At 47.6% G+C, this 26,893-nt stretch carries 22 protein-coding genes, 4 tRNA genes and 1 rRNA gene; 8 read left to right on the top strand and 19 right to left on the bottom strand.

Features of this window, described 5'->3' with window-relative positions; all coding sequences use genetic code 11:
• Positions 1-12 precede the first annotated feature (12 nt).
• Entirely contained in the window at positions 13-1,209 is a 1,197-nt protein-coding gene (locus EQP46_RS22345; RefSeq protein ID WP_102260487.1) for a hemolysin family protein, read from the top strand.
• Between the two features lie 47 nt (positions 1,210-1,256).
• Here EQP46_RS22345 and EQP46_RS22340 read toward each other — a convergent pair whose 3' ends face one another.
• Positions 1,257-1,844, bottom strand: coding sequence for a YjaG family protein (locus EQP46_RS22340; protein WP_102260488.1), 588 nt, complete (start codon positions 1,842-1,844; stop codon positions 1,257-1,259).
• Positions 1,845-1,980: 136 nt separating this feature from the next.
• Between EQP46_RS22340 and EQP46_RS22335 the strand changes: the two genes are divergently transcribed.
• Both EQP46_RS22335 and EQP46_RS22330 read left to right on the top strand, forming a co-directional pair.
• Entirely contained in the window at positions 1,981-2,889 is a 909-nt protein-coding gene (locus tag EQP46_RS22335; RefSeq protein ID WP_129495719.1) for a D-2-hydroxyacid dehydrogenase, read from the top strand.
• A 2-nt stretch (positions 2,890-2,891) separates the two neighbouring features.
• Entirely contained in the window at positions 2,892-3,470 is a 579-nt protein-coding gene (locus tag EQP46_RS22330) for a uracil-DNA glycosylase family protein (protein WP_129495718.1), read from the top strand.
• A 387-nt stretch (positions 3,471-3,857) separates the two neighbouring features.
• Here the strand turns inward: EQP46_RS22330 and hemE are convergent, their stop codons facing one another.
• Entirely contained in the window at positions 3,858-4,925 is a 1,068-nt protein-coding gene (hemE, locus tag EQP46_RS22325) for a uroporphyrinogen decarboxylase (protein WP_129495717.1), read from the bottom strand.
• A 227-nt stretch (positions 4,926-5,152) separates the two neighbouring features.
• Positions 5,153-5,929, bottom strand: a complete 777-nt coding sequence (gene nudC, locus EQP46_RS22320; RefSeq protein WP_129495755.1) for an NAD(+) diphosphatase — start codon at positions 5,927-5,929, stop codon at positions 5,153-5,155.
• A gap of 141 nt (positions 5,930-6,070) precedes the next feature.
• On the opposite strand from nudC, the gene rsd reads away from it, so the two are divergent.
• A complete protein-coding gene (rsd, locus tag EQP46_RS22315) occupies positions 6,071-6,550 on the top strand; it encodes a sigma D regulator (RefSeq protein ID WP_129495716.1) in 480 nt (159 codons plus the stop codon).
• A gap of 299 nt (positions 6,551-6,849) precedes the next feature.
• Here the strand turns inward: rsd and rpoC are convergent, their stop codons facing one another.
• The 13 genes from rpoC to EQP46_RS22250 all read right to left on the bottom strand — a co-directional run bounded on the left by rpoC (position 6,850) and on the right by EQP46_RS22250 (position 20,647).
• Complete coding sequence (gene rpoC / locus EQP46_RS22310; protein WP_129495715.1) at positions 6,850-11,061, bottom strand: DNA-directed RNA polymerase subunit beta'; 4,212 nt, start codon at positions 11,059-11,061, stop codon at positions 6,850-6,852.
• An 87-nt stretch (positions 11,062-11,148) separates the two neighbouring features.
• Positions 11,149-15,174, bottom strand: a complete 4,026-nt coding sequence (gene rpoB, locus EQP46_RS22305) for a DNA-directed RNA polymerase subunit beta (protein ID WP_129495714.1) — start codon at positions 15,172-15,174, stop codon at positions 11,149-11,151.
• Between the two features lie 230 nt (positions 15,175-15,404).
• Positions 15,405-15,770, bottom strand: a complete 366-nt coding sequence (rplL, locus tag EQP46_RS22300; RefSeq protein ID WP_129495713.1) for a 50S ribosomal protein L7/L12 — start codon at positions 15,768-15,770, stop codon at positions 15,405-15,407.
• Positions 15,771-15,830: 60 nt separating this feature from the next.
• The gene (gene rplJ, locus EQP46_RS22295) at positions 15,831-16,325 is read right to left on the bottom strand and encodes a 50S ribosomal protein L10 (protein ID WP_129495712.1); all 495 of its coding nucleotides are present in this window, start codon (positions 16,323-16,325) and stop codon (positions 15,831-15,833) included.
• Between the two features lie 236 nt (positions 16,326-16,561).
• A complete protein-coding gene (rplA, locus tag EQP46_RS22290; RefSeq protein ID WP_129495711.1) occupies positions 16,562-17,266 on the bottom strand; it encodes a 50S ribosomal protein L1 in 705 nt (234 codons plus the stop codon).
• A 4-nt stretch (positions 17,267-17,270) separates the two neighbouring features.
• Positions 17,271-17,699, bottom strand: coding sequence for a 50S ribosomal protein L11 (rplK, locus tag EQP46_RS22285; RefSeq protein WP_129495710.1), 429 nt, complete (start codon positions 17,697-17,699; stop codon positions 17,271-17,273).
• Between the two features lie 124 nt (positions 17,700-17,823).
• Positions 17,824-18,369: a transcription termination/antitermination protein NusG gene (gene nusG, locus EQP46_RS22280; RefSeq protein ID WP_017007909.1), complete on the bottom strand. Its 546-nt coding sequence runs from the start codon at positions 18,367-18,369 to the stop codon at positions 17,824-17,826.
• A gap of 10 nt (positions 18,370-18,379) precedes the next feature.
• Positions 18,380-18,751: a preprotein translocase subunit SecE gene (gene secE / locus EQP46_RS22275; RefSeq protein WP_017014452.1), complete on the bottom strand. Its 372-nt coding sequence runs from the start codon at positions 18,749-18,751 to the stop codon at positions 18,380-18,382.
• 221 nt (positions 18,752-18,972) lie between these two features.
• Positions 18,973-20,157: an elongation factor Tu gene (gene tuf / locus EQP46_RS22270; RefSeq protein WP_129495709.1), complete on the bottom strand. Its 1,185-nt coding sequence runs from the start codon at positions 20,155-20,157 to the stop codon at positions 18,973-18,975.
• Between the two features lie 107 nt (positions 20,158-20,264).
• Positions 20,265-20,340 (bottom strand) — tRNA-Thr (locus tag EQP46_RS22265).
• A gap of 10 nt (positions 20,341-20,350) precedes the next feature.
• A tRNA-Gly gene (locus EQP46_RS22260) sits at positions 20,351-20,425 on the bottom strand.
• A 39-nt stretch (positions 20,426-20,464) separates the two neighbouring features.
• Positions 20,465-20,549: transfer RNA gene (locus EQP46_RS22255), tRNA-Tyr, on the bottom strand.
• Positions 20,550-20,571: 22 nt separating this feature from the next.
• Positions 20,572-20,647, bottom strand: a tRNA-Thr gene (locus EQP46_RS22250).
• A gap of 210 nt (positions 20,648-20,857) precedes the next feature.
• Here EQP46_RS22250 and coaA point away from each other — a divergent pair.
• Complete coding sequence (gene coaA / locus EQP46_RS22245; protein WP_129495708.1) at positions 20,858-21,793, top strand: type I pantothenate kinase; 936 nt, start codon at positions 20,858-20,860, stop codon at positions 21,791-21,793.
• Positions 21,794-21,816: 23 nt separating this feature from the next.
• Here the strand turns inward: coaA and birA are convergent, their stop codons facing one another.
• Both birA and murB read right to left on the bottom strand, forming a co-directional pair.
• On the bottom strand, positions 21,817-22,782 hold the full coding sequence (gene birA, locus EQP46_RS22240) for a bifunctional biotin--[acetyl-CoA-carboxylase] ligase/biotin operon repressor BirA (RefSeq protein ID WP_129495707.1): 966 nt from the start codon (positions 22,780-22,782) through the stop codon (positions 21,817-21,819).
• Complete coding sequence (gene murB / locus EQP46_RS22235) at positions 22,770-23,816, bottom strand: UDP-N-acetylmuramate dehydrogenase (RefSeq protein WP_129495706.1); 1,047 nt, start codon at positions 23,814-23,816, stop codon at positions 22,770-22,772. Before murB ends, birA begins: the two co-directional genes overlap by 13 nt.
• Before the next feature lie 114 nt (positions 23,817-23,930).
• On the opposite strand from murB, the gene EQP46_RS22230 reads away from it, so the two are divergent.
• The 3 genes from EQP46_RS22230 to EQP46_RS22220 all read left to right on the top strand — a co-directional run bounded on the left by EQP46_RS22230 (position 23,931) and on the right by EQP46_RS22220 (position 26,424).
• Positions 23,931-24,335 (top strand): GNAT family N-acetyltransferase, encoded by a 405-nt coding sequence (locus EQP46_RS22230; RefSeq protein WP_129495754.1) that lies wholly within the window; start codon positions 23,931-23,933, stop codon positions 24,333-24,335.
• 108 nt (positions 24,336-24,443) lie between these two features.
• A complete protein-coding gene (gene pssA / locus EQP46_RS22225) occupies positions 24,444-25,793 on the top strand; it encodes a CDP-diacylglycerol--serine O-phosphatidyltransferase (protein WP_129495705.1) in 1,350 nt (449 codons plus the stop codon).
• A gap of 10 nt (positions 25,794-25,803) precedes the next feature.
• Entirely contained in the window at positions 25,804-26,424 is a 621-nt protein-coding gene (locus EQP46_RS22220) for a nicotinamidase (RefSeq protein ID WP_129495704.1), read from the top strand.
• 289 nt (positions 26,425-26,713) lie between these two features.
• Here EQP46_RS22220 and rrf read toward each other — a convergent pair.
• A 5S ribosomal RNA gene (gene rrf / locus EQP46_RS22215) occupies positions 26,714-26,829 on the bottom strand.
• Positions 26,830-26,893: the final 64 nt, after the last annotated feature.

Below are 26,893 nucleotides of genomic sequence, written 5' to 3'. Positions count from 1 at the left end.
CGCTGGAATATAATGATTCTGCTAATCATGTTTGTTGCACTGTCTATCGGTGTTTCATTTATTTGCTCGGTGCTCGAAGCGGTTCTTTTGAGTATCACTCCCAGTTACTTGGCCCAAATGCGACAACAAGGTCATCCTGCCGCGGCGCGCTTACAAGAACTCAAAGATGACATTGATCGCCCACTTGCTTCTATCCTGACACTGAACACCATTGCACACACCGTCGGTGCGGCAGCGTCTGGTGCACAAGCCACCAAAGTATTTGGTGATGCATGGTTAGGCGCATTCTCTGCATTCTTAACACTCGCTATTTTACTGCTGTCTGAAATTGTGCCAAAAACCATCGGGGCGACTTACTGGCGTCAAATGGCACCAGGCGCTGCGTCTATCCTTCGTTGGATGGTATGGGCGCTTACCCCAATCGTTTGGGCATCAGAACAACTGACGCGTCGTTTGTCTCGTGGCAAAGAACAACCAAAACTGCGTGATGAGATTTCTGCGATGGCGCTGCTCGCAAAGGAAAATGGCGAACTGGCAGACGACGAGTCAACCATGTTGACCAACCTGCTTAGCTTGCGTGATGTCTCAGTGACCAAACTCATGACACCTCGCCCAGTGTTGTTCCGCGTTGATGCAGACATGACAATTGAAGCGTTTCTAGACCAACACCATGACACGCCGTTCTCTCGCCCGCTGGTTTATACCGAGCAGCGCGACAACATCATGGGCTTTGTTCACCGTTTAGAACTGTTCTCTGCACGCCAACATGGCCGTGGTGCGGATAAATTGGGCTCGTTGATGCGTCCTATTCCTGTTGTTCACGATTCGACTCACGTGCCAAAAGCATTTGACCGCTTGATGGCGCAGCGCTCACAGCTCGCGCTGATCGTTGACGAATACGGTGACGTTCAAGGCATCATCACACTGGAAGACATCTTTGAGCACTTGATGGGCAAAGAGATCGTGGATGAAGCGGACAAAACCATGAACATGCAAACGCTCGCTCAAGAGCGCTGGGCTGACTGGAAAGAAACCCACGGCGTGATCGAAAGCAAAGATGATGACGAGGAAGAAGCAAAGCAAGCGGCGCTTGATGCGGCGGCGGCTTCTGAGGCGAACATGACTGACGCTGAAAAAAATGCGGTTGAAGATGCGAAGGAAAAAGCCGATGCATCAAGCAATGAAGAAGGCATAAAAGCTTCAAAATAAAAAAACGGGCGAAAGCCCGTTTTTTTTCATCTATTGTTCACGGTTTCTTACAGCGATAAACCAAGGTTGCTCACGCCTTCTTCGCGAAGTTCATTGCGAATGCCACGGATCATTTCGATGTCGCGCGACTCAGCGTCTTTAAGTACGCGGAATATTTCCCACTGTACATCCCACTCAGCGCACACCGCTTCATTCTCTTTTTGGTTCTCATTGGTTACTTCAACGCCCGTCTGCGCTTCTTCCAACTGAGCAACGCTGGCAACCGACTGCTGACTGATTTTCAGCACAGATTCCATCATCAGATCGCGATCAAGCAGTGTATGAAGTAGCGTCGACATTGATATGCAGGCATCAACAGCGGGGTAAATCATATAGATGTCATAATCTTCAGTGTTAGGGATCAACTCTTCCAGCTTCTCGAGCTGGTTTTCAAAGTTAATCTTGGCCGTTTTCACGGTCATGATTTCCCACACTGCGTCCAACAGGTTTCGAAAAGCCTGCGGTTCAGCAAAGTCCGTCTGCTGGCAAAATGCTGCATAATTGGGATACATGCGCTCCACCAGCGCTGCCATAAAAGTGATATGCTGCCAAGGTTCAAGTTTTTCGAGTCGCAGCTGGATCGGATTTTGTAACATGGTCTGCCGTCTATCTTATGGCACAGCATGTGCTGGCCAGAAAGGAATGTGAGGCAAGTTTACTTGATAACCACGAACTACCTCAAGAAACATGCTTCATAGGCGTTTCAAGGATGATTCAAAATAAAAGGAAGTGATGTTGAACCGACTTTATCTTTGTTCAGAAAACCATGACCAATACGCAGATTTGCTCGCTAAAGCGAATCTTCCCAACGTTATCCTTACCACGCATATTGAAGAAGCCAATCTGGTTCTCGCTGATCCTCCAGCCTTTGCACATCAACTTGAACACGCCCACCAGCTTGCTTGGCTGCAGTCGACGTTTGCGGGTTGTGATGCCCTACTTGCCAACCCCAAGCGGGATTACCAACTCACCAACGTGCGAGGTATTTTTGGGCCCTTGATGTCAGAATATGTTTTTGGACAACTGCTTTCAGTCACCCGCCATTTACGCCAATACCAAGCCCAACAAGTTGAACGTCTTTGGTCACCCATTTCCTACAGCAGCCTTCAAGGCATGCACATGGTGGTATTAGGAACAGGATCCATTGGTGCGCACGTCGCGGCTACCGCTAAACATTTTGGTATGACGGTGACAGGCGTGAGCCGAAGCGGCACCCCAACAGCCCCATTTGACGATGTCGTATCAAACGCCGACTTACGCACTGCATTGTCATCGGCAGATGTGATTGTGTCGACGCTGCCTTCCACGCCGCAAACCAAACACCTGTTAAATGCAGATTCTCTGTCTCACTGCCATCAAGCGTTGCTGTTTAATGTTGGTAGAGGGCCCGTATTGGAAGAGCAAGGGCTGTTAACCGCGATTGAAAAGCAACACATCAGGCACGCTTTTCTGGATGTGTTCGTAACTGAACCACTGGGTAGCGAGCACCCATTTTGGACGCATCCTGCCATTTCAGTTACACCCCATATCTCGGCGATAAGCGTTCCAGAGCAAGTCATGATGATCTTCAAAGAGAACTACCTGCGATGGATTAAAGGACAGCCTCTTCAACATACTGTCGACTTTGAATCAGGTTACTGAGCATGCCAAAAACCCTGCCTTCACTTCTTGAAGACATTAAACGGTGCAAAATCTGTGCAGAGCATTTACCGCTAGGCCCCCGCCCCGTCGTGCAAGCAGCATCATCTGCAAAAATATTGATCATTGGCCAAGCGCCGGGAACGCGTGTTCATGAAACAGGCATTCCGTGGAATGACCCTAGCGGCGACCGCCTCAGAGAATGGATCCAAATAGAGAAAACTCGATTCTACGATCCCAATATCATTGCGATCATGCCGATGGGGTTCTGTTATCCGGGAAAAGGAAACTCTGGGGATTTACCGCCGCGCCCCGAATGTGCGCCAACATGGCACGCTGATGTTAAACAGCACCTTCCAAACGTCGCGTTGACTTTGCTGATTGGCGATTATGCACAGCGCTACTATTTAGAAAATAAGCCACGAACTCTGACAGAGACAGTCAAAGCCAACACACAGTGGTCGCCAGATTTTATTGCGTTGCCGCACCCATCACCGCGAAACAACATCTGGCTGAGAAAGAACCCTTGGTTTGAGAGAGATGTGCTTCCTTACCTGCGAGAAAGAATTAAACAGCTTTTATAAGCTTGAACTGCTTTTTGCTGTACAACAATTTCAAACTCAAACACTAAATCACATAACATATTGATATTTAAAACATAAAATACTGCGTACAGCTTTCTTAGCAAATTTCCTGATGAACCTTGAAGAGCTAAACTCTGTCCGAAATCACCAAAAAAGCAGCTATCACTCACCCGTTCAGCTTTTAGTTAAAATATCAGCTTTTTTGTTCACAAGAATAAACACAAAAAGACACCGCCATCTATTTCATTGATAATTATAAATTAAATGAGATGTGCAGCTTTTCGAGGAATTTTCCAAGTGAACCTTCACGCGACCGATTCGAGTGCAAGCCCAAAAACAAAAATGGCCAGCAAACGCTGACCATTTTCAAACAACACCGCTAGGTGCTTACTTGTGGTATGGCTTTGAAAGCTCATGCACGGCATCAACGAACACACCGGCATTTTCAGGTGGCACGTCCAAGTGAATACCGTGCCCCAAGTTGAATACGTGGCCAGTATTGCTGTTGCCAAAGCCTTCAAGGATGGTGCCCACTTCCTGACGAATACGCTCTGGTGATGCATACAGCATCGAAGGATCCATGTTGCCTTGCAGCGCGACTTTGTCTCCAATACGGCGTTTCGCTTCTGCAATATCGATGGTCCAATCCAGACCGACGCCATCACAGCCCGTCGCTGCAATTTTCTCGAGCCACATGCCACCGTTTTTGGTGAACAGGGTAACAGGCACACGGCGACCGTCATTTTCACAGATCAAGCCATCAACGATTTTGTGCATGTATTGTAAAGAGAAATCGTTGTAATCACGTGGCGTCAGTACACCGCCCCACGTGTCAAATACCATCACAGATTGTGCGCCCGCTTTAATTTGCGCGTTCAGATACTCAATCACGCTGTCTGCAAGCTTATCAAGCAGAAGGTGCAACGTTTGAGGATCGGCGTACATCATCTTTTTGATTTTGGTGAAGGCTTTAGAACTGCCCCCTTCAACCATATACGTTGCAAGGGTCCACGGGCTTCCAGAGAAACCAATCAGCGGCACCTGACCGTCAAGGCCTTTACGGATCGTGCGAACCGCGTTCATCACGTATTGCAATTCACCTTCAGGATCAGGCAAACCAATCTTTTCTACGTCTGCTTTGCATGTAATCGGACGTTCGAATTTAGGGCCTTCACCCGTTTCAAAATAAAGGCCTAGACCCATTGCATCAGGGATCGTGAGGATATCTGAAAACAAGATCGCGGCATCAAGGTCAAAACGACGAAGCGGCTGAAGTGTTACTTCACACGCTAGCTCTGCATTTTTACACAATGACATAAAGTCGCCAGCTTCTGCTCGCGTCGCCTTATATTCAGGCAAGTAACGGCCAGCCTGACGCATCATCCATACCGGCGTGTAATCAACCGGCTCTTTTAACAGAGCGCGCAAATAGCGATCGTTCTTTAGTTCTGTCATTGTTTACATCCTGCAAATTAAGTAGCGCTATTGTATCACTCTATATTCTCAACAAAAGCCACCCTTTGTGGACGCGATCATAAATACAGCTTCTAAGGCTGCGGGGAGTTTGAAGGATGTTTAATGGCATGTTAAAAAATTGCTTCTAATAACAGTTGTCAGACAGGCAACACCCAAAAAATCGCATCTTACTCCCGCCCCCTACGGCGGGTTTTTTTTGGCCTTTTTCAGGCCTCGGGCGTCTCTTTATTTTGTGAACATACAGTGTCGATGAGCTTTCTTGCAATAGTGCCTTTAGGCGCCACCAGCGGCAATGCGTGAGGTTCAAACCATTGCGCATCACTTAGCTCTTCATAGTCAGGATGAATATCTCCACGCTCGTATTCAGCGAAAAAGCCCATCATTAAATTAGATGGGAAAGCCCAAGGCTGGCTTTCAAAGTAACGGATATTTTTTACTTTTATGCCCGTTTCCTCTTCGACTTCTCGCGCAACACACTGCTCAAGGGTTTCTCCGGCTTCAACAAAACCTGCCAGCACGGTGTACATGCCGTCTTTATGCCTAGGATGATGTGCAAGCAAGATCTGATTGCCTCGTGTCACTGCGACAATGATGCAAGGCGACACCCTCGGGTAATGCACGGTCTGACATGATGAACACACCATGGCGGGATGCGTTGCATCAAAGTGGTTCTCGCTGCCGCAAGACGCACAGAATCGCTGAGAGTTGCGCATATATTCGAGCTGAACCGCCTTGCCCGCCAAGGCAAACAATTCCGCCGGCATACTCAACAATGCGCGTAACGTCTCATAGTCTTTTGAATCAAAGACATCAGCACCAAAAACGACATGAACTGCATGGTTGTTATAGTGTCCGATCTCGTAGCTTGTAAGTCCTAATTCTTCAATTTTTCTTTTTGAGATCAATGGCAAGCTGTGATCGGGCTGCCACAACTTCCCCCCTGTTACACAACATAAATACACAACATCATTCTGATTAGACATAACAATACTTCGATCCTTGATAAGCGTGACGATTACTGGCACTCTAATTTTCAGCAACTAAATGTTAGTAAATTGATGGCCTGAAAGATATGGCTGTAATCCGATAAGCGCGCAGTAGCGCTGATCATGAGGAACGTGGTCATGCTAAATAAACTCGAAAAAGCACAGCAACAGTGGGGCGGTTACAGTGACGTAATCGACTACTGGTTGACCCTTAGACAAGAGCTACTTGTTGAATATTCCAAGATGGCTGGATTGTCAGGCGGCAGTAAGACATGTTTACCGACAGAAGAGAAGTTGAATCAATTCTGTGGTGCCTTGGTGGATTACATCTCGGCAGGGCATTTCAAGATCTATGACATGGTAATGGAACGCTGGAAATCAACAGGCTTTTCATCCAATGCGGAGATCGACACCCTGTATGCGCGCATTGTAGAAACCACAGAGCCACTGTTGAACTTCAACGACAAGTACAGCAGCTTTGTACTCGATGAAGACAACTTTGCGGGTTTTGATAATGACATCTCTGCCGTGGGTGAAATTATGGAAATGCGATTTGAGCAAGAAGACATGCTCATCCAGCTCATAGCAGACAGTCTGGCGATACCACCAGGCGCATAGTAACGCACGCATTCTGATGGACTCCGGTTGATCGACATATCGACCGGGGTTTGCTTCGCTTCTCGCTTCTCGCTTCTCGCTTCTCGCTTCTCAAGACAACGCTACCAACGGCAAACGAAATACACCAGTTTCCCCTCTCCGTACTTTCTCTTTTCTCCCAACGAAAGAATCATCCAATCTATCTCCCAGCCGCACCTTCTGAGGAAGACACCAGTGTCATGGCGCTTCATTACCGCTGAGACAAACAAAAAAGGCACCCCGAAGGATGCCTTTCATTTAAATCAACGAAGAATCGTTAATTAATCGTCGCTTAGACCAGCGTTAAGCAATGCAGCCAGATCGTGTGATGCTTGTTCAGCATCGATCTGAGGTGCAACAGGCTCTTCAGCTACAACACGCTTAACTTGACGTGTTTTGTGGTATGCGAAACCGGTACCCGCTGGGATCAAACGACCCACGATAACGTTCTCTTTCAGACCACGTAGCTCATCACGCTTACCAGAAACCGCAGCTTCGGTTAGAACGCGAGTCGTTTCCTGGAACGATGCAGCTGAGATGAATGACTCAGTCGCAAGAGATGCTTTGGTGATACCTAGCAAATCACGTTCGAAGGTAGCAACTTGCTTGCCTTCGTCTTCCAGTTTACGGTTCGCAATCGTTACGCGTGAGAATTCTACCTGCTCGCCTTCTAGGAACTCAGAGTCACCAGATTTCGAGATAGTTACTTTGCGTAGCATCTGACGAACGATCGTTTCGATGTGCTTATCGTTAATCTTAACGCCTTGCAGACGGTAAACGTCTTGCACTTCGTTAGTGATGTACTCAGTAACCGCACGTACGCCACGTAGACGTAGAATATCGTGTGGAGACTCAGGACCATCGGCGATTACATCACCTTTCTCAACTTTCTCGCCTTCGAATACGTTTAGCTGACGCCACTTAGGAATCATCTCTTCGTATGGACTGCCTTCAGTTGGAGTAATAATCAAACGACGCTTACCTTTGGTTTCTTTACCGAAGGATACAGCACCCGTGATCTCAGCAAGAATCGCAGGCTCTTTAGGCTTACGTGCTTCGAACAGGTCTGCTACGCGTGGTAGACCACCGGTGATATCTTTCGTACCACTTGCAGCTTGCGGGATACGAGATAGCACTTCACCGATACCAACCGTTGCGCCATCTTCCAACTGGACAATTGCTTTACCAGGTAGGAAGTATTGTGCTGGCATTTCAGTACCAGGGATCATCACAGCGTTGCCAGATGCATCAAGCAACTTCACGGTAGGACGCATGTCTTTACCTGCAGAAGTACGCTCAGCTGCGTCCAGGATAACCATTGAAGATAGACCGGTCAGTTCATCCGTTTGACGCTGAACAGTTACACCGTCCACCATGTCTACGAATTCAATGCGACCTTCTACTTCAGTGATGATTGGCATTGTGTGCGGGTCCCAGTTTGCTACGGTTTCACCGATAGCCACTGCGTCACCGTCAGCTTTCGCCAAGATGGTACCGTAAGGAAGCTTATAGCTTTCCTTAGTACGACCAAACTCATCAACGATAGTCAGCTCAGAAGCACGAGACGTGATAACCAGCTTGCCTGCGTTGTTCGTAACGAACTTCGCATTGTGCAGGTGCAACGAACCGTTGTTCTTCACTTGAATGCTGTTTTCTGCTGCCGCACGAGATGCCGCACCACCGATGTGGAACGTACGCATCGTCAGCTGTGTACCCGGCTCACCGATTGACTGAGCAGCGATAACACCCACTGCTTCACCGTGGTTCACAATGTGACCACGCGCCAAGTCACGACCGTAACAGTTTGCACAACAACCGAAGTCAGTTTCACAGCTTACTACAGAGCGCACTTTTACTTGGTCAACAGAGTTCTGTTCTAGAATCTCACACCATTTCTCATCAAGAAGGGTGTTACGAGGTGCAAGAACTTCTTCTGTACCAGGCTTCATCACGTCTTCAGCAACAACACGACCAAGAACACGCTCACGCAGTGCTTCTTTAACGTCGCCGCCTTCGATAACTGCCATCATGTGGATACCTTCGCTGGTACCACAATCGGTTTCAGTAACTACAACGTCTTGTGCAACATCTACTAGACGACGAGTCAGGTAACCTGAGTTCGCAGTCTTAAGTGCTGTATCCGCTAGACCCTTACGAGCACCGTGCGTCGAGATAAAGTACTGAAGTACGTTCAGACCTTCACGGAAGTTCGCGGTGATTGGCGTTTCGATGATTGAGCCATCTGGCTTAGCCATCAGACCACGCATACCCGCCAACTGACGAATCTGAGCAGCAGAACCACGAGCACCTGAGTCGGCCATCATGTAAACGCTGTTGAACGATTTCTGTTCTTCAGGCTCGCCATCACGGTTGATAACAGTGTCATGCGACAAGTTATCCATCATCGCTTTAGCAACTTGTTCGTTGGCTGCAGCCCAGATATCGATAACTTTGTTGTAACGTTCGCCCGCAGTAACAAGACCAGACTGGAACTGTTCCTGAATCTCAGCAACTTCAGCTTCTGCTGCTTCGATCAGGTCGTATTTCGCCTGTGGGATAACCATGTCATCGATACCAACAGATACACCAGACAGTGCCGCGTATGCGAAACCGGTGTACATGATTTGGTCAGCGAAGATTACAGTGTCTTTCAGACCCAGCTTACGGTAACAGGTGTTAAGCAGGTTCGAAATTTGCTTCTTGCCTAGCGCTTGGTTAACGATGTCGTATGGCAGGCCTTCAGGCACGATTTGCCACAACATTGCACGACCAACGGTGGTGTCACGCAGCTCTACTGATTCAGAGCGGTTACCCATCTCGTCAAACAGCACTTCTTTCAAGCGTACTTTAACGCGAGCGTGCAGTTCAGCGTTGCCAGTACGGTAAGCTTTTTCAGCTTCCGCAGGGCCAGATAGGTAAAGACCTTCACCTTTCGCATTCACTTTTTCGCGGGTCATGTAGTACAGACCCAAAACAACGTCCTGAGAAGGTACGATGATTGGATCACCGGACGCAGGAGACAGGATGTTGTTCGTCGACATCATCAGAGCACGTGCTTCAAGCTGCGCTTCCAGTGTCAGCGGTACGTGTACCGCCATCTGGTCACCATCGAAGTCGGCGTTGTATGCCGCACAAACGAGTGGGTGCAGTTGAATTGCTTTACCTTCGATCAACACTGGTTCAAACGCTTGGATACCCAAACGGTGAAGTGTTGGTGCACGGTTTAGCAGTACTGGGTGTTCACGGATAACTTCATCCAAGATATCCCAAACAACAGCTTCTTCGCGCTCAACCATTTTCTTAGCAGCTTTGATCGTCGTCGCAAGACCACGCGCTTCTAGCTTGCCGTAGATAAATGGTTTGAATAGCTCAAGTGCCATCTTCTTAGGAAGACCACACTGGTGTAGACGAAGGTATGGACCTACGGTGATTACCGAACGACCAGAGTAATCTACACGCTTACCAAGCAAGTTCTGACGGAAACGACCTTGCTTACCTTTGATCATGTCAGCCAGAGACTTAAGCGGACGCTTGTTCGAACCAGTGATGGCACGACCACGACGACCGTTGTCTAGCAGGGCGTCAACTGACTCTTGCAGCATACGTTTTTCGTTACGTACGATGATGTCAGGTGCAGCCAGATCCAGTAGGCGTTTCAGACGGTTGTTACGGTTGATTACACGACGGTACAGATCATTAAGATCTGACGTTGCGAAACGACCGCCATCCAGTGGTACCAGAGGACGTAGATCCGGTGGCAGAACTGGAAGTACAGTCAGGATCATCCACTCAGGGTTGTTTCCAGACTGTAGGAATGCTTCAACAAGCTTCAAACGCTTGGTGATTTTCTTACGCTTGGTTTCAGAGTTAGTTTCTTCCAACTCTTCGCGCATAAGTTCAGTTTCAGCTTGAAGGTCCATGTTGGCCAGCAATGCTTTAACTGCTTCAGCACCCATACGAGCATCGAATTCGTCACCCCATTGCTCAAGCGCGTCAAGATACTGTTCTTCTGACAGCATTTGGCTACGCTCAAGATCGGTCATGCCTGGTTCGATCACAACATATGATTCGAAGTACAGAACACGCTCGATGTCACGCAAAGGCATGTCCATCAGCAAACCGATACGAGATGGTAGTGATTTTAGGAACCAGATGTGGGCAACAGGTGAAGCCAGCTCAATGTGACCCATACGCTCACGGCGTACTTTAGTCTGAGTAACTTCAACACCACATTTTTCACAGATCACACCACGGTGCTTAAGGCGCTTGTATTTACCGCAAAGACATTCGTAGTCTTTTACTGGGCCAAAGATACGTGCACAGAATAGACCGTCACGTTCAGGCTTAAAGGTACGGTAGTTAATTGTTTCTGGCTTTTTAACTTCACCAAAAGACCATGAACGGATCATGTCTGGAGAAGCTAGACCGATTTTGATTGCATCAAATTCTTCGGTCTTATGCTGTGCTTTCAGAAACTTAAGTAAGTCTTTCACATTTGGCTCCTGTGAGGAGTTGACCCATAAAGGCGCTGGCAGGCAGCGCCTTCATATTGATACCGGAAATAACGTTCAAGCCTTGGCTTATTCGTCTTCCAGCTCGATGTTGATACCCAACGAGCGGATTTCTTTCAGCAATACGTTGAAAGATTCCGGCATACCCGGCTCCATGCGGTGATCGCCGTCGACGATGTTCTTATACATCTTCGTACGACCATTCACGTCATCCGACTTAACAGTCAGCATTTCTTGAAGGGTGTATGCTGCGCCGTATGCTTCAAGCGCCCACACTTCCATCTCACCGAAACGCTGGCCACCGAACTGAGCTTTACCACCCAGCGGCTGCTGAGTAACAAGGCTGTAAGAACCGGTAGAACGGGCGTGCATCTTGTCATCAACCAAGTGGTTCAGTTTCAGCATGTACATGTAACCCACGGTTACAGGACGCTCAAACTTCTCACCAGTACGACCATCGAACAAGTTCAATTGGCCAGATTCTGGTAGGTCACCCAATTTCAGTAGCTCTTTGATTGACGGCTCAGGCGCACCATCAAATACTGGCGTTGCGATCGGTAGACCTGCACGCAAGTTTTGAATCAGAGTACGCACTTCGTCATCAGTCATCGTGCTGATATCGACTTTTTGACGTGTATCACCCAGGCTGTAAACCTTCTGCAGGAATTCGCGGAATTTCGCCAATTCTTGCTGCTCTTTAAGCATCTTGTTGATCTTGTTACCGATACCTTTTGCCGCGAGGCCAAGGTGGGTTTCAAGGATCTGACCGATGTTCATACGAGACGGTACACCCAGTGGGTTTAGAACGATGTCTACTGGCTCACCAGTTTCGTCGTACGGCATATCTTCAACAGGGTTGATCTTAGAGATAACACCCTTGTTACCGTGACGACCTGCCATCTTATCACCAGGTTGGATACGACGTTTAACAGCCAGGTAAACCTTAACAATCTTAAGGACGCCCGGTGCCAAGTCATCACCCTGAGTGATCTTACGGCGTTTGGTGTCGAACTTCTTATCGAAGTCAGCTTTCAATTCGTCGTACTGCTCAGCCAATTGCTCAAGCTGAGTTTGCAGCGCTTCGTCATCAAGAGTTTGCGTTAGCATGCTCTGACGATCCATGTTCGCCAACTTCTCTTGGCTGTAACCGGCATGACCCAGTACATTGCGAACACGTGCCACCAAACCACCTTCAAGAATAGAGAACTCTTCTGTCAGGTCTTTTTTGGCTTCTTTCAGCTGCATTTCTTCGATTTCTAGCGCACGCTTGTCTTTCTCTACACCATCACGGGTAAATACTTGTACGTCGATAACCGTACCAGATACACCGTTAGGAACACGTAGAGAAGAGTCTTTCACGTCAGACGCTTTCTCACCGAAGATTGCACGTAGTAGTTTCTCTTCTGGTGTCAGCTGAGTTTCACCTTTAGGTGTCACTTTACCTACCAGAATGTCACCGCCTTTCACTTCCGCACCGATGTAAACAACACCTGATTCGTCAAGCTTAGACAGCGCCGCTTCACCCACGTTAGGGATATCAGCAGTAATTTCTTCGCTACCCAGTTTAGTATCGCGTGCCACACAAGAAAGCTCTTGAATGTGGATAGTGGTCAGGCGGTCTTCCTGCACTACACGCTCAGATACAAGGATGGAGTCCTCGAAGTTGTAACCGTTCCAAGGCATGAACGCGATACGCATGTTCTGGCCAAGTGCAAGTTCACCTAGGTCTGTTGAAGGACCGTCAGCCAACACGTCACCACGTGCAACTGGTTCACCAGGCATCACGGTAGGACGCTGGTTGATACAGGTGTTCTGGTTAGAACGGGTGTACTTCGTTAGGTTGTAGATGTCGATACCAGCTTCACCAGAAACCAGCTCTTCTTCGTTAACCTTGATAACGATACGAGATGCATCAACTGACTGAACCATACCGCCGCGCTTAGCAACAGCAGTTACACCCGAGTCAACCGCTACTGCACGCTCAATACCAGTACCAACCAACGGCTTATCAGCACGTAGCGTTGGAACTGCCTGACGTTGCATGTTCGCACCCATAAGTGCACGGTTAGCATCATCGTGCTCTAGGAACGGGATTAGGGATGCCGCCACCGATACAACCTGGTTGGTTGCAACGTCCATGTACTGAACGTGATCGCTTGGGTGCAAACCTGAATCGCCTTTCTGGCGAGCAGTAATGAGTTCTTCACCGAATGAGCCATCGTCATTCAACACGGCATTTGCCTGTGCAATAACGAATTGACCTTCTTCGATAGCAGAAAGGTAATCAATCTGGTCCGTTACTTTACCGTCAACAACTTTACGGTAAGGCGTTTCTAAGAAGCCGTACGGGTTAGTACGTGCATACGCAGAAAGCGAGTTAATCAGACCGATGTTTGGACCTTCAGGCGTTTCGATAGGACATAGGCGACCGTAGTGGGTTGCGTGTACGTCTCGAACTTCAAAGCCTGCGCGCTCACGCGTCAGACCGCCTGGACCCAATGCAGAAATACGACGCTTGTGCGTCACTTCTGACAACGGGTTGTTCTGGTCCATAAACTGTGACAACTGAGAAGAGCCAAAGAACTCTTTCACTGCCGCAGAGATAGGTTTAGCGTTGATCAGATCTTGAGGCATGATTGCATCAAGGTCGCCAAGGCTTAGACGTTCTTTAACTGCACGTTCAACACGAACCAGACCTACACGGAATTGGTTCTCTGCCATTTCGCCAACAGAACGAATACGACGGTTACCCAAGTGGTCAATGTCATCCACTTCACCGATACCGTTACGGATATCGATAAGCTTGCGCATTACCTGAATAATATCGTCGTGGCTAAGTACACCAGAACCGGTCATCTCTTCGCGGCACAGTGAACTGTTGAACTTCATGCGACCTACCGCAGAAAGATCGTAACGATCTTCTGAGAAGAACAGGCTTTCGAAAAGCTGCTCTGCTGCTTCGCGCGTTGGTGGCTCACCAGGGCGCATCATGCGGTAGATTTCTACCAATGCAGACAGACGGTCAGTTGTGCTGTCGATACGCAAGGTATCAGACATGTATGGACCGTGGTCTAGATCATTGGTGAATAGGGTTTCGATCTTCTTGTGGCCAGCCTGAGAAAGAAGCGCTAGAGACTCTAGGCTTAGTTCTTGGTTAGCAGCAGCAATGATCTCACCAGTTTCCTCGTTGATATAGTCACGTGCAGCAATTTTGCCCACGATGTATTCAACAGGAACATCAATTTGTTTGATGCCGTCTTTTTCTAGCTGACGGATTTGGCGCGCAGTGATGCGACGGCCTGTTTCTACGTAAACTTGACCGTTAGCTTCAATATCGAAGCTTGCAGTTTCGCCACGTAGACGATCCGGTACCAGTTCCATCACCAGAGATTTGCCTTGTACTTCGAACACTACTTTGTCGAAGAACAGGTCAAGAATTTGCTCGGTGGTGTATTCCAGCGCACGCAGAATGATCGAAGCAGGTAGCTTACGACGACGGTCAATACGTACGTAGACAGCATCCTTAGGATCGAATTCGAAATCCAACCACGAACCGCGGTAAGGAATGATACGTGCGTTGTACAGCACTTTACCTGAGGAATGGGTTTTACCCTTATCGCTGTCGAAGAAGACGCCCGGGCTACGATGCAGCTGGGATACGATAACCCTCTCAGTACCGTTAATTACGAAGGTACCATTGTCGGTCATGAGTGGAATTTCACCCATGTAGACTTCTTGTTCTTTAATGTCTTTTACGGTGCCAGCAGGTGCGTCTTTGTCAAACATCACTAGACGCAGTTTCACGCGAAGCGGTGCAGAATAAGTTACGCCACGAATTTGGCATTCTTTAACATCAAAAACTGGCTCACCGAGACGATAGCTAACGTATTGCAGCTCGGAATTGCCATTGTAGCTCTGAATCGGAAAAACAGAGCGAAAGGCAGCTTCAAGACCGTATTGCCCTTCTGGATCCTGCTCGATAAATTTTTCGAAAGAATCAAGCTGGATAGACAGTAAGTATGGTACGTCCAAGACTTGCGGACGCTTACCAAAATCCTTACGGATACGCTTTTTCTCGGTATAAGAGTAAACCATAGGGTTCCTCAGCTCGCTGATAAGTGACCCAAACTGTCCAGACTGAGGGACAGTAACTAAACAACCGCCGTTTACTGTAGGAACATCAGGGAGTTATCCCGATGTTTTTTTGCATGAACGGTAGTGACTAAACGGGGTGTAAAATTCACTACTGCCCTACAGCGCAAAAAGGCCGGTGGCTATTTAGCCACCAGCCGTTAGCCTAAACAGGCTAAGAAGTTAAGTATAAATTACTTAACTTCAACAGAAGCACCAGCTTCTTCTAGATCTTTCTTCAGAGCTTCAGCTTCTTCTTTAGAAACAGCTTCTTTCAACGGAGCTGGAGCACCGTCAACTACAGCTTTCGCTTCTTTCAGGCCAAGACCAGTTGCGCTACGTACTGCTTTGATTACAGCAACTTTGTTTGCGCCAGCAGCAGTTAGAATTACGTCGAATTCAGTTTGCTCTTCAGCAGCTTCAGCAGCAGCGCCGCCAGCTACAACTGCAGCAGCTGCAGATACGCCGAACTTCTCTTCCATTGCTTCGATTAGTTCAACAACTTGCATTACAGACATTTCTGCAACTGCGTCTAGGATTTGCTCGTTAGTGATAGACATAACAATTCTCTTTAAAGTCAACAATTAGTTTAAATAGCAACCAGTTAAAAGCAAGGCAAATTATGCCGCTGCTTCTTCTTTTTGGTCGCGAACAGCTGCGATAGTACGTACCAGCTTGCCAGCAGACGCTTCTTTCATGCACATCATTAGGCGTGCAATCGCTTCGTCGTAAGTTGGCAGTGTTGCAAGTACATCAGCGTCAGTAATAGCGCCTTCGAATGCAGCAGCTTTGATCTCAAAATCTTTATTCTCTTTCGCGAAGTCTTTAAAAAGACGCGCAGCAGCACCAGGGTGCTCGTTAGAGAAACCGATCAGAGTAGGACCAACGAAAGTATCTTGAAGACACTCATAGTCAGTACCTTGAACCGCACGACGTGCAAGGGTGTTACGAACAACTTTCAGGTAAACGCCCGCTTCACGCGCTTGTTTACGTAGAGAAGTCATTGCACCAACCGCGACACCGCGAGAATCAGCTACAACTGCAGACAGGGCACCACTGGCAGCTTCGTTGACTTCAGCAACAATTGCTTTTTTGTCTTGAAGATTTAATGCCATTTGGATTTGCTCCTGGATTATATATACACCACTCGCTGCTTCTCAGCAGGAGAGTAATTACGGCGCAGATCCAAGAAAGAAAAATATCTATCATGTCCTGGCACCGTCTACGTAGGGCTTATTAAGCTTCTATCCGAGGATAAAAACGCCTACGGTCTTGGACGAAGTCCGACTAGCGGACATCAGCCATTATTTTAAAGCGGGAAATTGTACAGTAACTCCCCGCTTTAAGCAAATTAGATTGCTTGTGCGTCCAGAGTATTCTGGTCAACCGCAACACCTGCACCCATAGTGGTAGAGATGCTTACTTTCTTGATGAAAGTACCTTTCGCTGAAGAAGGCTTCGCTTTCTTCAGAGCTACCAACAATGCTTCAAGGTTACCCTTAAGTTTGTCAGCATCGAAATCAACCTTACCGATAGTGGTGTGGATGATACCGTTTTTGTCGTTACGGTAACGAACCTGACCCGCTTTCGCGTTTTGAACCGCTTCAGCAACGTTAGGAGTTACAGTACCAACTTTAGGGTTTGGCATTAGACCGCGTGGACCCAAGATAGTACCCAATTGACCTACAACGCGCATTGCATCTGGAGATGCGATAACTACGTCGAAGTTCATTTCGCCTTTCTTGATTTGGTCAGCAAGGTCTTCCATACCAACGATGTCAGCACCAGCTTCTTTAGCAGCTTCAGCGTTCGCACCTTGAGTGAATACCGCTACGCGGATGTCACGGCCAGTACCGTGTGGCAATACAGTTGCGCCACGAACGTTTTGGTCTGATTTACGTGCATCGATGCCCAAGTTTACTGAAACATCAACACTTTCAACGAATTTAGCAGTAGCTAGTTCTTTCAGAAGAGCAACAGCTTCGTTGATGTCGTACTCACGAGTACCATCAACTTTTTCGCGAATAACGCGCATGCGTTTAGTCAATTTTGCCATTGTCTTATCCCTCTACCACTAGGCCCATTGAACGAGCAGTACCAGCGATTGAGCGTTTCATCGCTTCAATGTCAGCGCCAGTCATGTCTTTCGCTTTAGTTTCAGCGATTTCCTGAATCTGAGCGTCGGTAACAGTACCTACTTTCTCAGTGTTCGGACGACCTGAACCAGACTTGATGCCAGCTGCTTTCTTAAGAAGAACTGCAGCAGGTGGAGTCTTAGTTTCGAAAGTGAAAGAACGGTCTGCGTATACAGTGATAACAACTGGAGTAGGAAGACCTTTCTCCATTGATTCTGTACGTGCGTTGAACGCTTTACAGAATTCCATGATGTTAACACCGTGTTGACCTAGAGCTGGACCAACTGGTGGACTTGGGTTAGCCATACCAGCTGCAACTTGCAGCTTGATGTAAGCTTCTACTTTTTTAGCCATTACTAAATACCTAAATTTGGGTTCTAACGTCTGTTTTGTACAAACAAACTCCCCGTTTAACAAAAGGGCGCGAAATTGTATTCAAATTTCGCGCCCCTCGCAATACTTTCCGAGCAAAAAACGATCAGCTTTTTTCTACTTGGCTGAACTCTAGCTCTACTGGTGTTGCACGACCGAAGATCGAGACAGAAACCTTCACGCGGCTCTTCTCATAGTCAACTTCTTCAACCACACCATTGAAGTCCGCAAACGGGCCTTCAGTAACACGAACAACTTCACCCGCTTCGTACACAGTTTTATGCACTGGGGATTCGCTCGCTTTTTCCAGACGGTTCAAAATCGCGTCCGCTTCTTTATCAGAAATCGGCGCTGGGCGATCAGGTGTACCACCAATGAAGCCCATTACACGCGGTACGCTGCGTACCAAGTGCCATGATTCATCATTCATGATCATTTGAACAAGCACGTAGCCTGGGAAAAACTTACGTTCACTTTTACGACGCTGTCCTGCGCGCATTTCTACAACTTCTTCGGTAGGTACAAGTACTTCACCAAAGAAATCTTCCATCTCGTGGATCTTGATATATTCGTTCAAAGACTTAGATACACGGCCTTCAAAACCGGAAAAAGCTTGAACTACATACCAACGTTTTTTCGGAGCTTCGCTCATGAATTTATCCTCACACGCCAGTGAATAGGCGGACCAGACGGACCATGATACCGTCGATGCCCCACAGGATGAGCGCCATGACGACAGTGACAGCCAGAACGATGAGAGTGGTCTGCAAAGTTTCTTGGCGTGTAGGCCAAACAACTTTACGCACTTCCATACGCGATTCTTGTGCAAAAGTGATTGCGGCTTTACCTTTAGCAGTCAGGGCAGCAACACCACCCGCAGCAGCAACTAGCACAATTACAGCAGCAGCTCGTAGCACAACAGACATATCACCGTACAGGCTATTTCCCACTACCGCAGTCGCTAGTAAGGCAAAGACTACTACCCATTTCAGGGTGTCCATTGACCCGGTTGGGGTTTCAGCATTCGCTTTCATACATTCTACCTGTAACTTATCTATTTCATAGACGACAACAACCTCGCGTTAGCGAGGTAAAAAGAACAAGAAATATAAATCTGACACGTTTTCACTGTCTACTTTCTTATCCCATAAACGTTTACTTCTGCGCCAGATAGGCGAAAAAAAGTCCAATTCGATAATTTGGCGCAGAAAAAGGGCATCAAATGATGCCCTTTTTGCTAGTGTGTCGTCAAATCTTATTCGATGATTTTAGCAACAACACCCGCACCAACTGTACGGCCACCTTCGCGGATTGCGAAGCGTAGACCTTCGTCCATCGCGATTGGCGCGATCAGAGTAACAGTCATAGAAACGTTATCACCAGGCATTACCATCTCAACGCCTTCTGGCAGTTCGATAGTACCGGTCACGTCAGTTGTACGGAAGTAGAACTGTGGACGGTAGCCTTTGAAGAACGGAGTATGACGGCCGCCTTCRTCTTTCGACAGAACGTAGATTTCTGAAGTGAAAGTAGTGTGTGGAGTGATTGAACCTGGCTTAGCAAGTACTTGACCACGTTGAACTTCGTCACGCTTAGTACCACGTAGAAGAACACCAACGTTCTCACCAGCACGGCCTTCGTCAAGAAGTTTACGGAACATCTCAACACCAGTACAAGTAGTGGTGATGGTGTCTACGATACCAACGATAGCAACTTCGTCACCTACACGTACGATACCTTGCTCAACACGACCAGTTACAACAGTACCACGGCCTTGGATTGAGAATACGTCTTCGATTGGAAGGATGAATGGCTTGTCGATAGCACGCTCTGGCTCTGGRATGTAAGAATCCAGTGCTTCAGCTAGCTCAACGATTTTCGCTTCCCACTGCTCTTCGCCGTTCAGTGCACCTAGTGCAGAACCTTGAATTACTGGGCAATCGTCGCCTGGGAAGTCGTACTCAGAAAGAAGTTCACGAACTTCCATCTCAACCAACTCTAGAAGCTCTTCGTCGTCAACCATGTCACACTTGTTCATGAAAACAAGGATGTAAGGAATACCAACTTGGCGACCTAGAAGGATGTGCTCACGAGTTTGTGGCATAGGACCATCAGTTGCCGCAACAACTAGGATACCACCGTCCATTTGCGCAGCACCGGTGATCATGTTTTTAACATAATCGGCGTGTCCTGGGCAGTCTACGTGTGCGTAGTGACGWGWAGGAGTATCGTATTCTACGTGTGAAGTAGAGATGGTGATACCGCGCTCGCGCTCTTCTGGAGCGTTATCGATAGATGCGAAGTCACGTGCAGCACCGCCGTATACTTTAGAAAGTACAGTACAGATTGCTGCAGTTAGAGTGGTTTTACCGTGGTCAACGTGGCCGATAGTACCAACGTTAACGTGCGGTTTCGTACGTTCAAATTTTTCTTTAGACATGACAGTCCCTCTAAGCACGGTATTTTGGTGGTACGACGACCACACAACCAACAATTGGATTTTGTTGAGAATAAATCAAACGGCTTGAGTAACTTGTAAGAGAAAGATGGTGCTGATACCCAGATTCGAACTGGGGACCTCACCCTTACCAAGGGTGCACTCTACCAACTGAGCTATATCAGCACTTTAGAATTGGAGCGGGCAGCGGGAATCGAACCCGCATCATCAGCTTGGAAGGCTGAGGTAATAGCCATTATACGATGCCCGCTTTCAGTTTCTCGTAGAGCTATTCAAACTATTTGAAATATGGTGGTGGGAGAAGGATTCGAACCTTCGAAGGCTGAGCCGTCAGATTTACAGTCTGATCCCTTTGGCCACTCGGGAATCCCACCAAATTGTTTTGTATTGTCTTAATGGTGCCGGCTGCCGGAATCGAACTGGCGACCTACTGATTACAAGTCAGTTGCTCTACCAACTGAGCTAAGCCGGCGACAAGTGCTGCGCATTCTATGCAATGATTTTTGACGTTGCAACCGCTATTTTAAAAATTTCCTTCAATTCAGTTCTTGTGGGACATATTTTCACCAATTCATGTGCATTTTTAGCAGTATGAACGCATGCTAGGTGCCCATCGTGCTTTAACAATTCGTGGGGATAATGTATTGTCGCTTTCCTTAGTTAAAACAGATTCATTTGTATCATGAGCGACTTGTTAACGCCTTATTTGTCATTTAATCGCCAGCAATGGTCAGAACTCAGAGATTCAGTGCCGATGACACTGGATGAGGCTGATCTCGAAAAGCTGCGCGGGATAAATGAGCATTTGACGATGAATGAGGTGCGAGACATCTATTTACCTCTCTCTCGTCTTTTGAATCTGTATGTCAAAGCTAGGAAGGGTCGTACTCAAGTCCTCGAGCACTTCCTTGGGCAAAAAGACAATTCTGTGCCTTACGTCATTGGTATTGCAGGCAGTGTAGCAGTGGGTAAAAGTACCACGGCACGTCTGCTCAAAGCGCTGCTTGAACGCTGGCCTGAACACCCGAAAGTCGCTCTCGTCACAACCGATGGTTTTCTTCACCCTAATGATGTTCTAAGAGAACGCAACTTGATGAAGAAGAAAGGCTTTCCCGAATCTTACGATATCCGTAAGCTCGTGCAGTTTGTCGCCGATGTGAAATCAGGAAAGTCTCGTGTAGCCGCGCCTGTTTATTCGCACCTGGTTTATGACATCACTGACCAAATTAAGGTTGTCGAACAACCTGACATCCTTATCGTTGAAGGCCTCAATGTTCTTCAATCTGGTATGGACTACCCTCACGATCCGCACCGTGTCTTTATTTCAGACTTTCTCGACTTTTCAATTTATGTCGATGCCGATAATTCACTATTGAAGAATTGGTATATCGAACGCTTCATGGCGTTTAGAGAAGGCGCATTTAAAGATCCCTCTTCCTATTTCCACCACTACACGAAGTTATCACATGACGAAGCGCGTGAAACGGCATCAGGTATATGGGAAGAGATCAATGGCAAGAACTTGGTTGAGAATATCTTGCCAACTCGAGAGCGTGCAGGGTTGATACTCCAGAAGAGCAACAACCATGCAGTACAGACAGTGATGGTAAGAAAGTAATCGCGATATCGTATTGGCTTTAATTACACATCGGCACGAAGGCTGATTTCACCACCCAGGTAAGGCGTAATTCCCGCTTCTGTTTCAAGCATCAACGCGCCTTGCTCGTTAATTCCTCTCGCTATACCTCTGACTTCACGTTCGCCAAGTATCAACTTCACTGCTCGGCCTTTGAAGTTGTCATACCTATCCCAGCGTTCGACAAAACCATTCATGCCAGAGATTTCATACTCTTTGAGCGCATCAATCACACCATTGATGAGCGCGGCGGCCAATGTGTTTTTATCAGGCAATGTAGACGACGTATCTTTTAGGTTTGCCCATTGCTGATCGACAGAATCGGTTTCAGGCATCGCAACGTTTAAACCCATTCCAATGACCAAATGGGCGGCATCACCGGCTTGACCAGTCATTTCAACCAAAATACCCGCCAGCTTTTTGTCTTGCCAATACAGGTCATTAGGCCATTTCACTTTTACGCCCTCAGCACCAAGCGTGTTCAATGTTTCAGCCATGGATACGCCAACCACCAAACTCAGTCCCATGGCGGCAGCCATACCTGCATCTAAACGCCAATACATAGAAAGGTATAAATTCGCACCATAGGGAGAAAACCAAACACGCCCACGTCGCCCGCGTCCTGCTTGCTGATACTCGGCCAAACAACTTGTACCAGAGGTCAGTTGACCGACGCGATCGAGCAAATACTGATTGGTCGAGTCAATGACAGGAACAAGGGAGAACGTCGGCACATTCAATTTCGATTGCAATGAAGCTTCATCAAGAAGGTCTAAAGGCGCCGGAAGGCAATACCCTTTCCCTTGAACACGAAACACATCCACGCCCCATTGTTGAAGTACTTTGATGTGCTTACTGATTGCAGCTCGGCTCATGCCAAGTTCTTGGCCCAGTATCTCACCTGAGTGAAACTGTCCATCTGACAGCTTCTTGATGAGAGCAAGCCTTGGGGAATTATCTAGCGCTGGCATACTGTCTCCAGTGAGGTTTCTTCTTCCGCGCCCATGAAACGCACTTCATGTTCGAGTTCAACGCCAAAAGACTGATAAACCGTATCAACCACATGTTTGGCCAACTGAACGACATCCTGCGCAGACGCGTCTCCAGTATTGATCAGCACAAGCGCTTGTTTCTCATGAACAGCAGCACCGCCGAGTTTGTGGCCTTTTAGACCGGCTTTTTCTATTAACCAGCCTGCAGCAAGCTTCATTTGATGATCACCCGCTGGGTAGGCAGGCATCGCTGGGTATTTTGCTTTGATCTTGTTACCCAATGACGCAGCAACAACAGGGTTCTTAAAGAAGCTTCCAGCATTGCCTAATACGTAAGGATCTGGAAGTTTTGCGCGGCGAATTTCGCAGACTTTGTCAAAGATGGCTTGAGCAGAAACGGAGGGTTTCGCAGCAAGATCAGACAAGGCGCCATAGCCAAGAACAGGCTCCCAAGCTTTTTCTAATTGAAGCCCAACAGCCACAATTACGTGGCCGTGTTTTAACGATTGTTTGAATACGGAATCACGATAACCGAAGGCACACTCTTTTGCTGACAGCCTCAGAATATCGCCCGAGTCCAAATGCAACACATCGACATATTCACAGCGGTCATTCAACTCAACACCATAAGCACCGATGTTTTGTATCGGTGCGGAGCCAACAAGGCCAGGAATAAGCGCGAGATTCTCTAGCCCTGGCATGTTGTGTTCAACCGTCCAGCGAACCAACTCATGCCAATTTTCGCCACTCGCAACATGTAAATGCCAATGGGTGTCTGTTTCTGAAACCGAAATACCTTTTAGGCGATTGAGTACGACTAAGCCTTTAAAGTCTTCGCAAAAAAGCAAATTACTTCCTTCGCCCACGATCAGCTTTGGAAGGGTTTTATACCTATCGTCACGCCAGATTGCTAAGAAGTCCTCGGGGCTTTGCGCATCGATAATTTCTTTAGCATGCACATCCAAGCCAAAAGTATGAAAGGGTTTGAGTGATGTATTGCTGTGTGCTTTCATTCGCTTATCGGTTTCGTTTTCATGAGGTCTTAGCCGTGTATACTACCCCATCCACCCTGAATTCACAGTGATTTGATAGCCGTGGCAGATTACACATACTCTCTTTTAAACCCAATGCGATTCCCTCTTGTGGCGCGCTTTTACAAAGCCTATTACCCATCGGGAAAACCCAAAAAAGATGAAATCATTTGGACGATAGAAAGTCACAAAGGGATATGTGGCGCTGTGAGGTTCAAGCAGTTTGAAGCGTTTCAATTGCTCACGGGCATGCTTGTCACTCCAGCACTTAGAAGACAAAAGCTCGGAGACGCACTACTCGTCGCTTGCAAAGAACAAATCGACGCTATGCAGTGTTACTGTTTGGCCTTTAGCTACCTTACGCCACTCTACGAAGCACAAGGTTTTGAAATTATCGAGGCCAGTCAGCTTCCAGAACAACTACGCGGTCGCTATGCGAGCTATTGCAACAGTGGTAAAGATCTTATTCCTATGAAGCATCTTTCTTCGTCACAATGCTAAATCGAGAGAACAGACACATCAGGATGGCTTGAAATCACGCAATATCTGGTACAATACAAGGTTTGACTTTCGTTATCCCGACATGTCGTCGAACTGAATGAGGCAACAATGGATTCAGCTACTGCAAACAAGCAGTTGATCGATCAGCTTCCAAGAATTGCGCATCGTCCTGACCAGCTAGAAACGCTGTTGGACGCGGCTTCGTTTAGAGAGCGCTTGCTGCACGAAATCGCACAAGCCAAACATCGTATCTACCTCGTTGCGCTTTATCTTCAAGATGATGAGGCAGGACGAAGCATTCTTGATGCGCTGTATGAAGCCAAGCAAAAGAACCCTGTACTCGATATCAAAGTATTGGTTGATTGGCATCGCGCTCAACGCGGGCTAATCGGTGCTGATAAATCAGATGGCAATGCCGCGCTTTATCGTCATTATGCGGAAAACTACACGCACAAGATTGACGTCCTCGGCGTACCTGTCAGAAACCGCGAAGTATTTGGCGTCCTTCACCTTAAAGGGTTCGTCATTGACGATAACGTCATCTATAGCGGTGCGAGCCTCAACGATGTTTATCTTGCTCAGCATGATCGTTATCGCTATGACCGCTACCATGTCATTAAGAACAAAGCTCTTGCTGACTGCATGGCGAGCTTTATTGGCAATACACTCGTTGCAAGTGATGCGGTAAATTGCCTCGCGCAACCAAATCGCCCTGAGACAAAAGTATTGAAGTCGGCGATTCGAGATCTTCGCGCTCGCTTACAATCTGCAAGTTATAGCTTTATTTCTCAGCACATCAACGAAGAACAAATTGGCCTTACGCCAATGGTCGGTTTAGGTAAACGTAAAAACTATCTAAACACGCAAATCTGCACGTTGATTGCGAGTGCTCATGAAGAGCTCATCATTTGTACCCCTTATTTCAATCCGCCACGAAGCGTTATGCGCGAAATTCGCCGTGCATTGCGTCGTGGTGTTGTTGTCACGATCATCGTTGGCGATAAAACAGCGAATGACTTCTATATTCCACCGAGTGAACCATTCAAGACGATCGCGGGTTTACCTTATCTCTATGAGATTAACCTTCGTAACTTTGCTCGGAAAAATGAGGCTGCCATCGCCAAGCGTCAACTGCGCATCAACCTTTGGAAGCATGATGACAACAGCTTCCACCTAAAAGGTATTTGGGTCGATAGATCATACATGCTCCTTACGGGCAACAATCTAAACCCTCGTGCTTGGAAGCTAGACTTGGAGAATGCGATTCTGGTTCATGACCGCCATCGCCTTCTCGAAGAGCAAATGCAAAGTGAGATCGATACGATCCTAGAGCACACACAACTCATTGGTAGCTACAAGCAAATAGAAAAGCTTGAGCACTACCCACCCCAAGTGAGAAAGCTCCTAAAGCGCATCCGTCGTGTTCGAGCTGACCATTTACTGAATCAGATCCTTTAAGGAGAAAGGTGTGATTGCGTCAATTGATGTCGACCCTCAAAAAACATTTACGCCACTTTGTCCTAGTGAGCTTCCTGTGGTTGAAGGCGATAAAATTGGGCCTGCATTAAACAAGCAGGCTGAAAAAGCAGTGCTTCGTGTGTTAACAAAAGATGCTCACCCTGCAAATGCAGTATGGGTTGTCGACACGCCAGAAAAAATGCTCGCGCCTTTAGATCACCCCAATGCCGACCTCACTTGGGTCTCTCACGCAGTGCCAGGAACGGAAGGGTTTGAAACCATACCAAGCCTTCCAGCCGTCACTGAATATGATCATGTTATCTGGAAAGGCGTAGAGCCAGATCTCCACCCTTATGGTGCATGTTTCCACGATATCCAAGAGAAGCTGAGCACAGGCTTAATCGAGTGGCTTACGATTAAAGGAGTAACGACGGTCTTGGTCGGCGGTCTCGCAACAGATTACTGTGTGAAAACGACTGCTCTCCAGCTCAAGCAACACGGGCACTTTGATGTTTGGGTTAACCTAGAAGCGTGTCGAGGCATCGCAGAAGAAACGACGATAGCAGCTTGTCATGAAATGTCAGAGGTTGGCATCCATGTCATCCAATCTTTAGATGAATTCCCTGTGTAGTATCTAAATAGTCTCGTGACTCCAAAAGCACTGCGTAAGCGGTGCTTTTTTGTATCTGGGAAACGAGAGTGCGAGAGTGCGAGAGTGCGAGAGTGCGATCCAGTGTGTCTTTGGACTCATTCAGATGAAGATATATGTGCGCGTTTTTCTTCGCTTTTCCCAGGTTTCAGGACCCGCTCTTTCTGCTCTTCCTGCTCTTTCTCGTCCCTCGCCTTCTCAAGTCTCGTTTCTGCTTTTCTCCAGACGCAAAAAAGCCCTGACCATAAGGTCAGGGCTTTCTTAAATTCAAGCCTGGCGATGTCCTACTCTCACATGGGGAAGCCCCACACTACCATCGGCGCTGTTACGTTTCACTACTGAGTTCGGCATGGAGTCAGGTGGGTCCATAACGCTATGGTCGCCAAGCAAATTTGTTAAAATCTGGGAAAATTCTGACTAGCTTTGTGTCTCAACACACATTCAATGAATG

Origin of the sequence: Enterovibrio baiacu (assembly GCF_004120195.1) — a bacterium.
Taxonomy (GTDB): domain Bacteria; phylum Pseudomonadota; class Gammaproteobacteria; order Enterobacterales; family Vibrionaceae; genus Enterovibrio; species Enterovibrio baiacui.
This window is presented reverse-complemented; position numbering and strand designations above follow the sequence as displayed.

Bases quoted from the DNA above. Each gene is read 5' to 3' on its own strand.
- EQP46_RS22345 (WP_102260487.1), top strand. From the start codon at position 13: ATGATTCTGCTAATCATGTTTGTTGCACTGTCTATCGGTGTTTCATTT.
- EQP46_RS22340 (WP_102260488.1), bottom strand. From the start codon at position 1,844: ATGTTACAAAATCCGATCCAGCTGCGACTCGAAAAACTTGAACCTTGG.
- EQP46_RS22335 (WP_129495719.1), top strand. From the start codon at position 1,981: ATGTTGAACCGACTTTATCTTTGTTCAGAAAACCATGACCAATACGCA.
- EQP46_RS22330 (WP_129495718.1), top strand. From the start codon at position 2,892: ATGCCAAAAACCCTGCCTTCACTTCTTGAAGACATTAAACGGTGCAAA.
- hemE (WP_129495717.1), bottom strand. From the start codon at position 4,925: ATGACAGAACTAAAGAACGATCGCTATTTGCGCGCTCTGTTAAAAGAG.
- nudC (WP_129495755.1), bottom strand. From the start codon at position 5,929: ATGTCTAATCAGAATGATGTTGTGTATTTATGTTGTGTAACAGGGGGG.
- rsd (WP_129495716.1), top strand. From the start codon at position 6,071: ATGCTAAATAAACTCGAAAAAGCACAGCAACAGTGGGGCGGTTACAGT.
- rpoB (WP_129495714.1), bottom strand. From the start codon at position 15,174: ATGGTTTACTCTTATACCGAGAAAAAGCGTATCCGTAAGGATTTTGGT.
- rplL (WP_129495713.1), bottom strand. From the start codon at position 15,770: ATGTCTATCACTAACGAGCAAATCCTAGACGCAGTTGCAGAAATGTCT.
- rplJ (WP_129495712.1), bottom strand. From the start codon at position 16,325: ATGGCATTAAATCTTCAAGACAAAAAAGCAATTGTTGCTGAAGTCAAC.
- rplA (WP_129495711.1), bottom strand. From the start codon at position 17,266: ATGGCAAAATTGACTAAACGCATGCGCGTTATTCGCGAAAAAGTTGAT.
- rplK (WP_129495710.1), bottom strand. From the start codon at position 17,699: ATGGCTAAAAAAGTAGAAGCTTACATCAAGCTGCAAGTTGCAGCTGGT.
- nusG (WP_017007909.1), bottom strand. From the start codon at position 18,369: ATGAGCGAAGCTCCGAAAAAACGTTGGTATGTAGTTCAAGCTTTTTCC.
- secE (WP_017014452.1), bottom strand. From the start codon at position 18,751: ATGAAAGCGAATGCTGAAACCCCAACCGGGTCAATGGACACCCTGAAA.
- coaA (WP_129495708.1), top strand. From the start codon at position 20,858: ATGAGCGACTTGTTAACGCCTTATTTGTCATTTAATCGCCAGCAATGG.
- birA (WP_129495707.1), bottom strand. From the start codon at position 22,782: ATGCCAGCGCTAGATAATTCCCCAAGGCTTGCTCTCATCAAGAAGCTG.
- murB (WP_129495706.1), bottom strand. From the start codon at position 23,816: ATGAAAGCACACAGCAATACATCACTCAAACCCTTTCATACTTTTGGC.
- EQP46_RS22230 (WP_129495754.1), top strand. From the start codon at position 23,931: ATGCGATTCCCTCTTGTGGCGCGCTTTTACAAAGCCTATTACCCATCG.
- pssA (WP_129495705.1), top strand. From the start codon at position 24,444: ATGGATTCAGCTACTGCAAACAAGCAGTTGATCGATCAGCTTCCAAGA.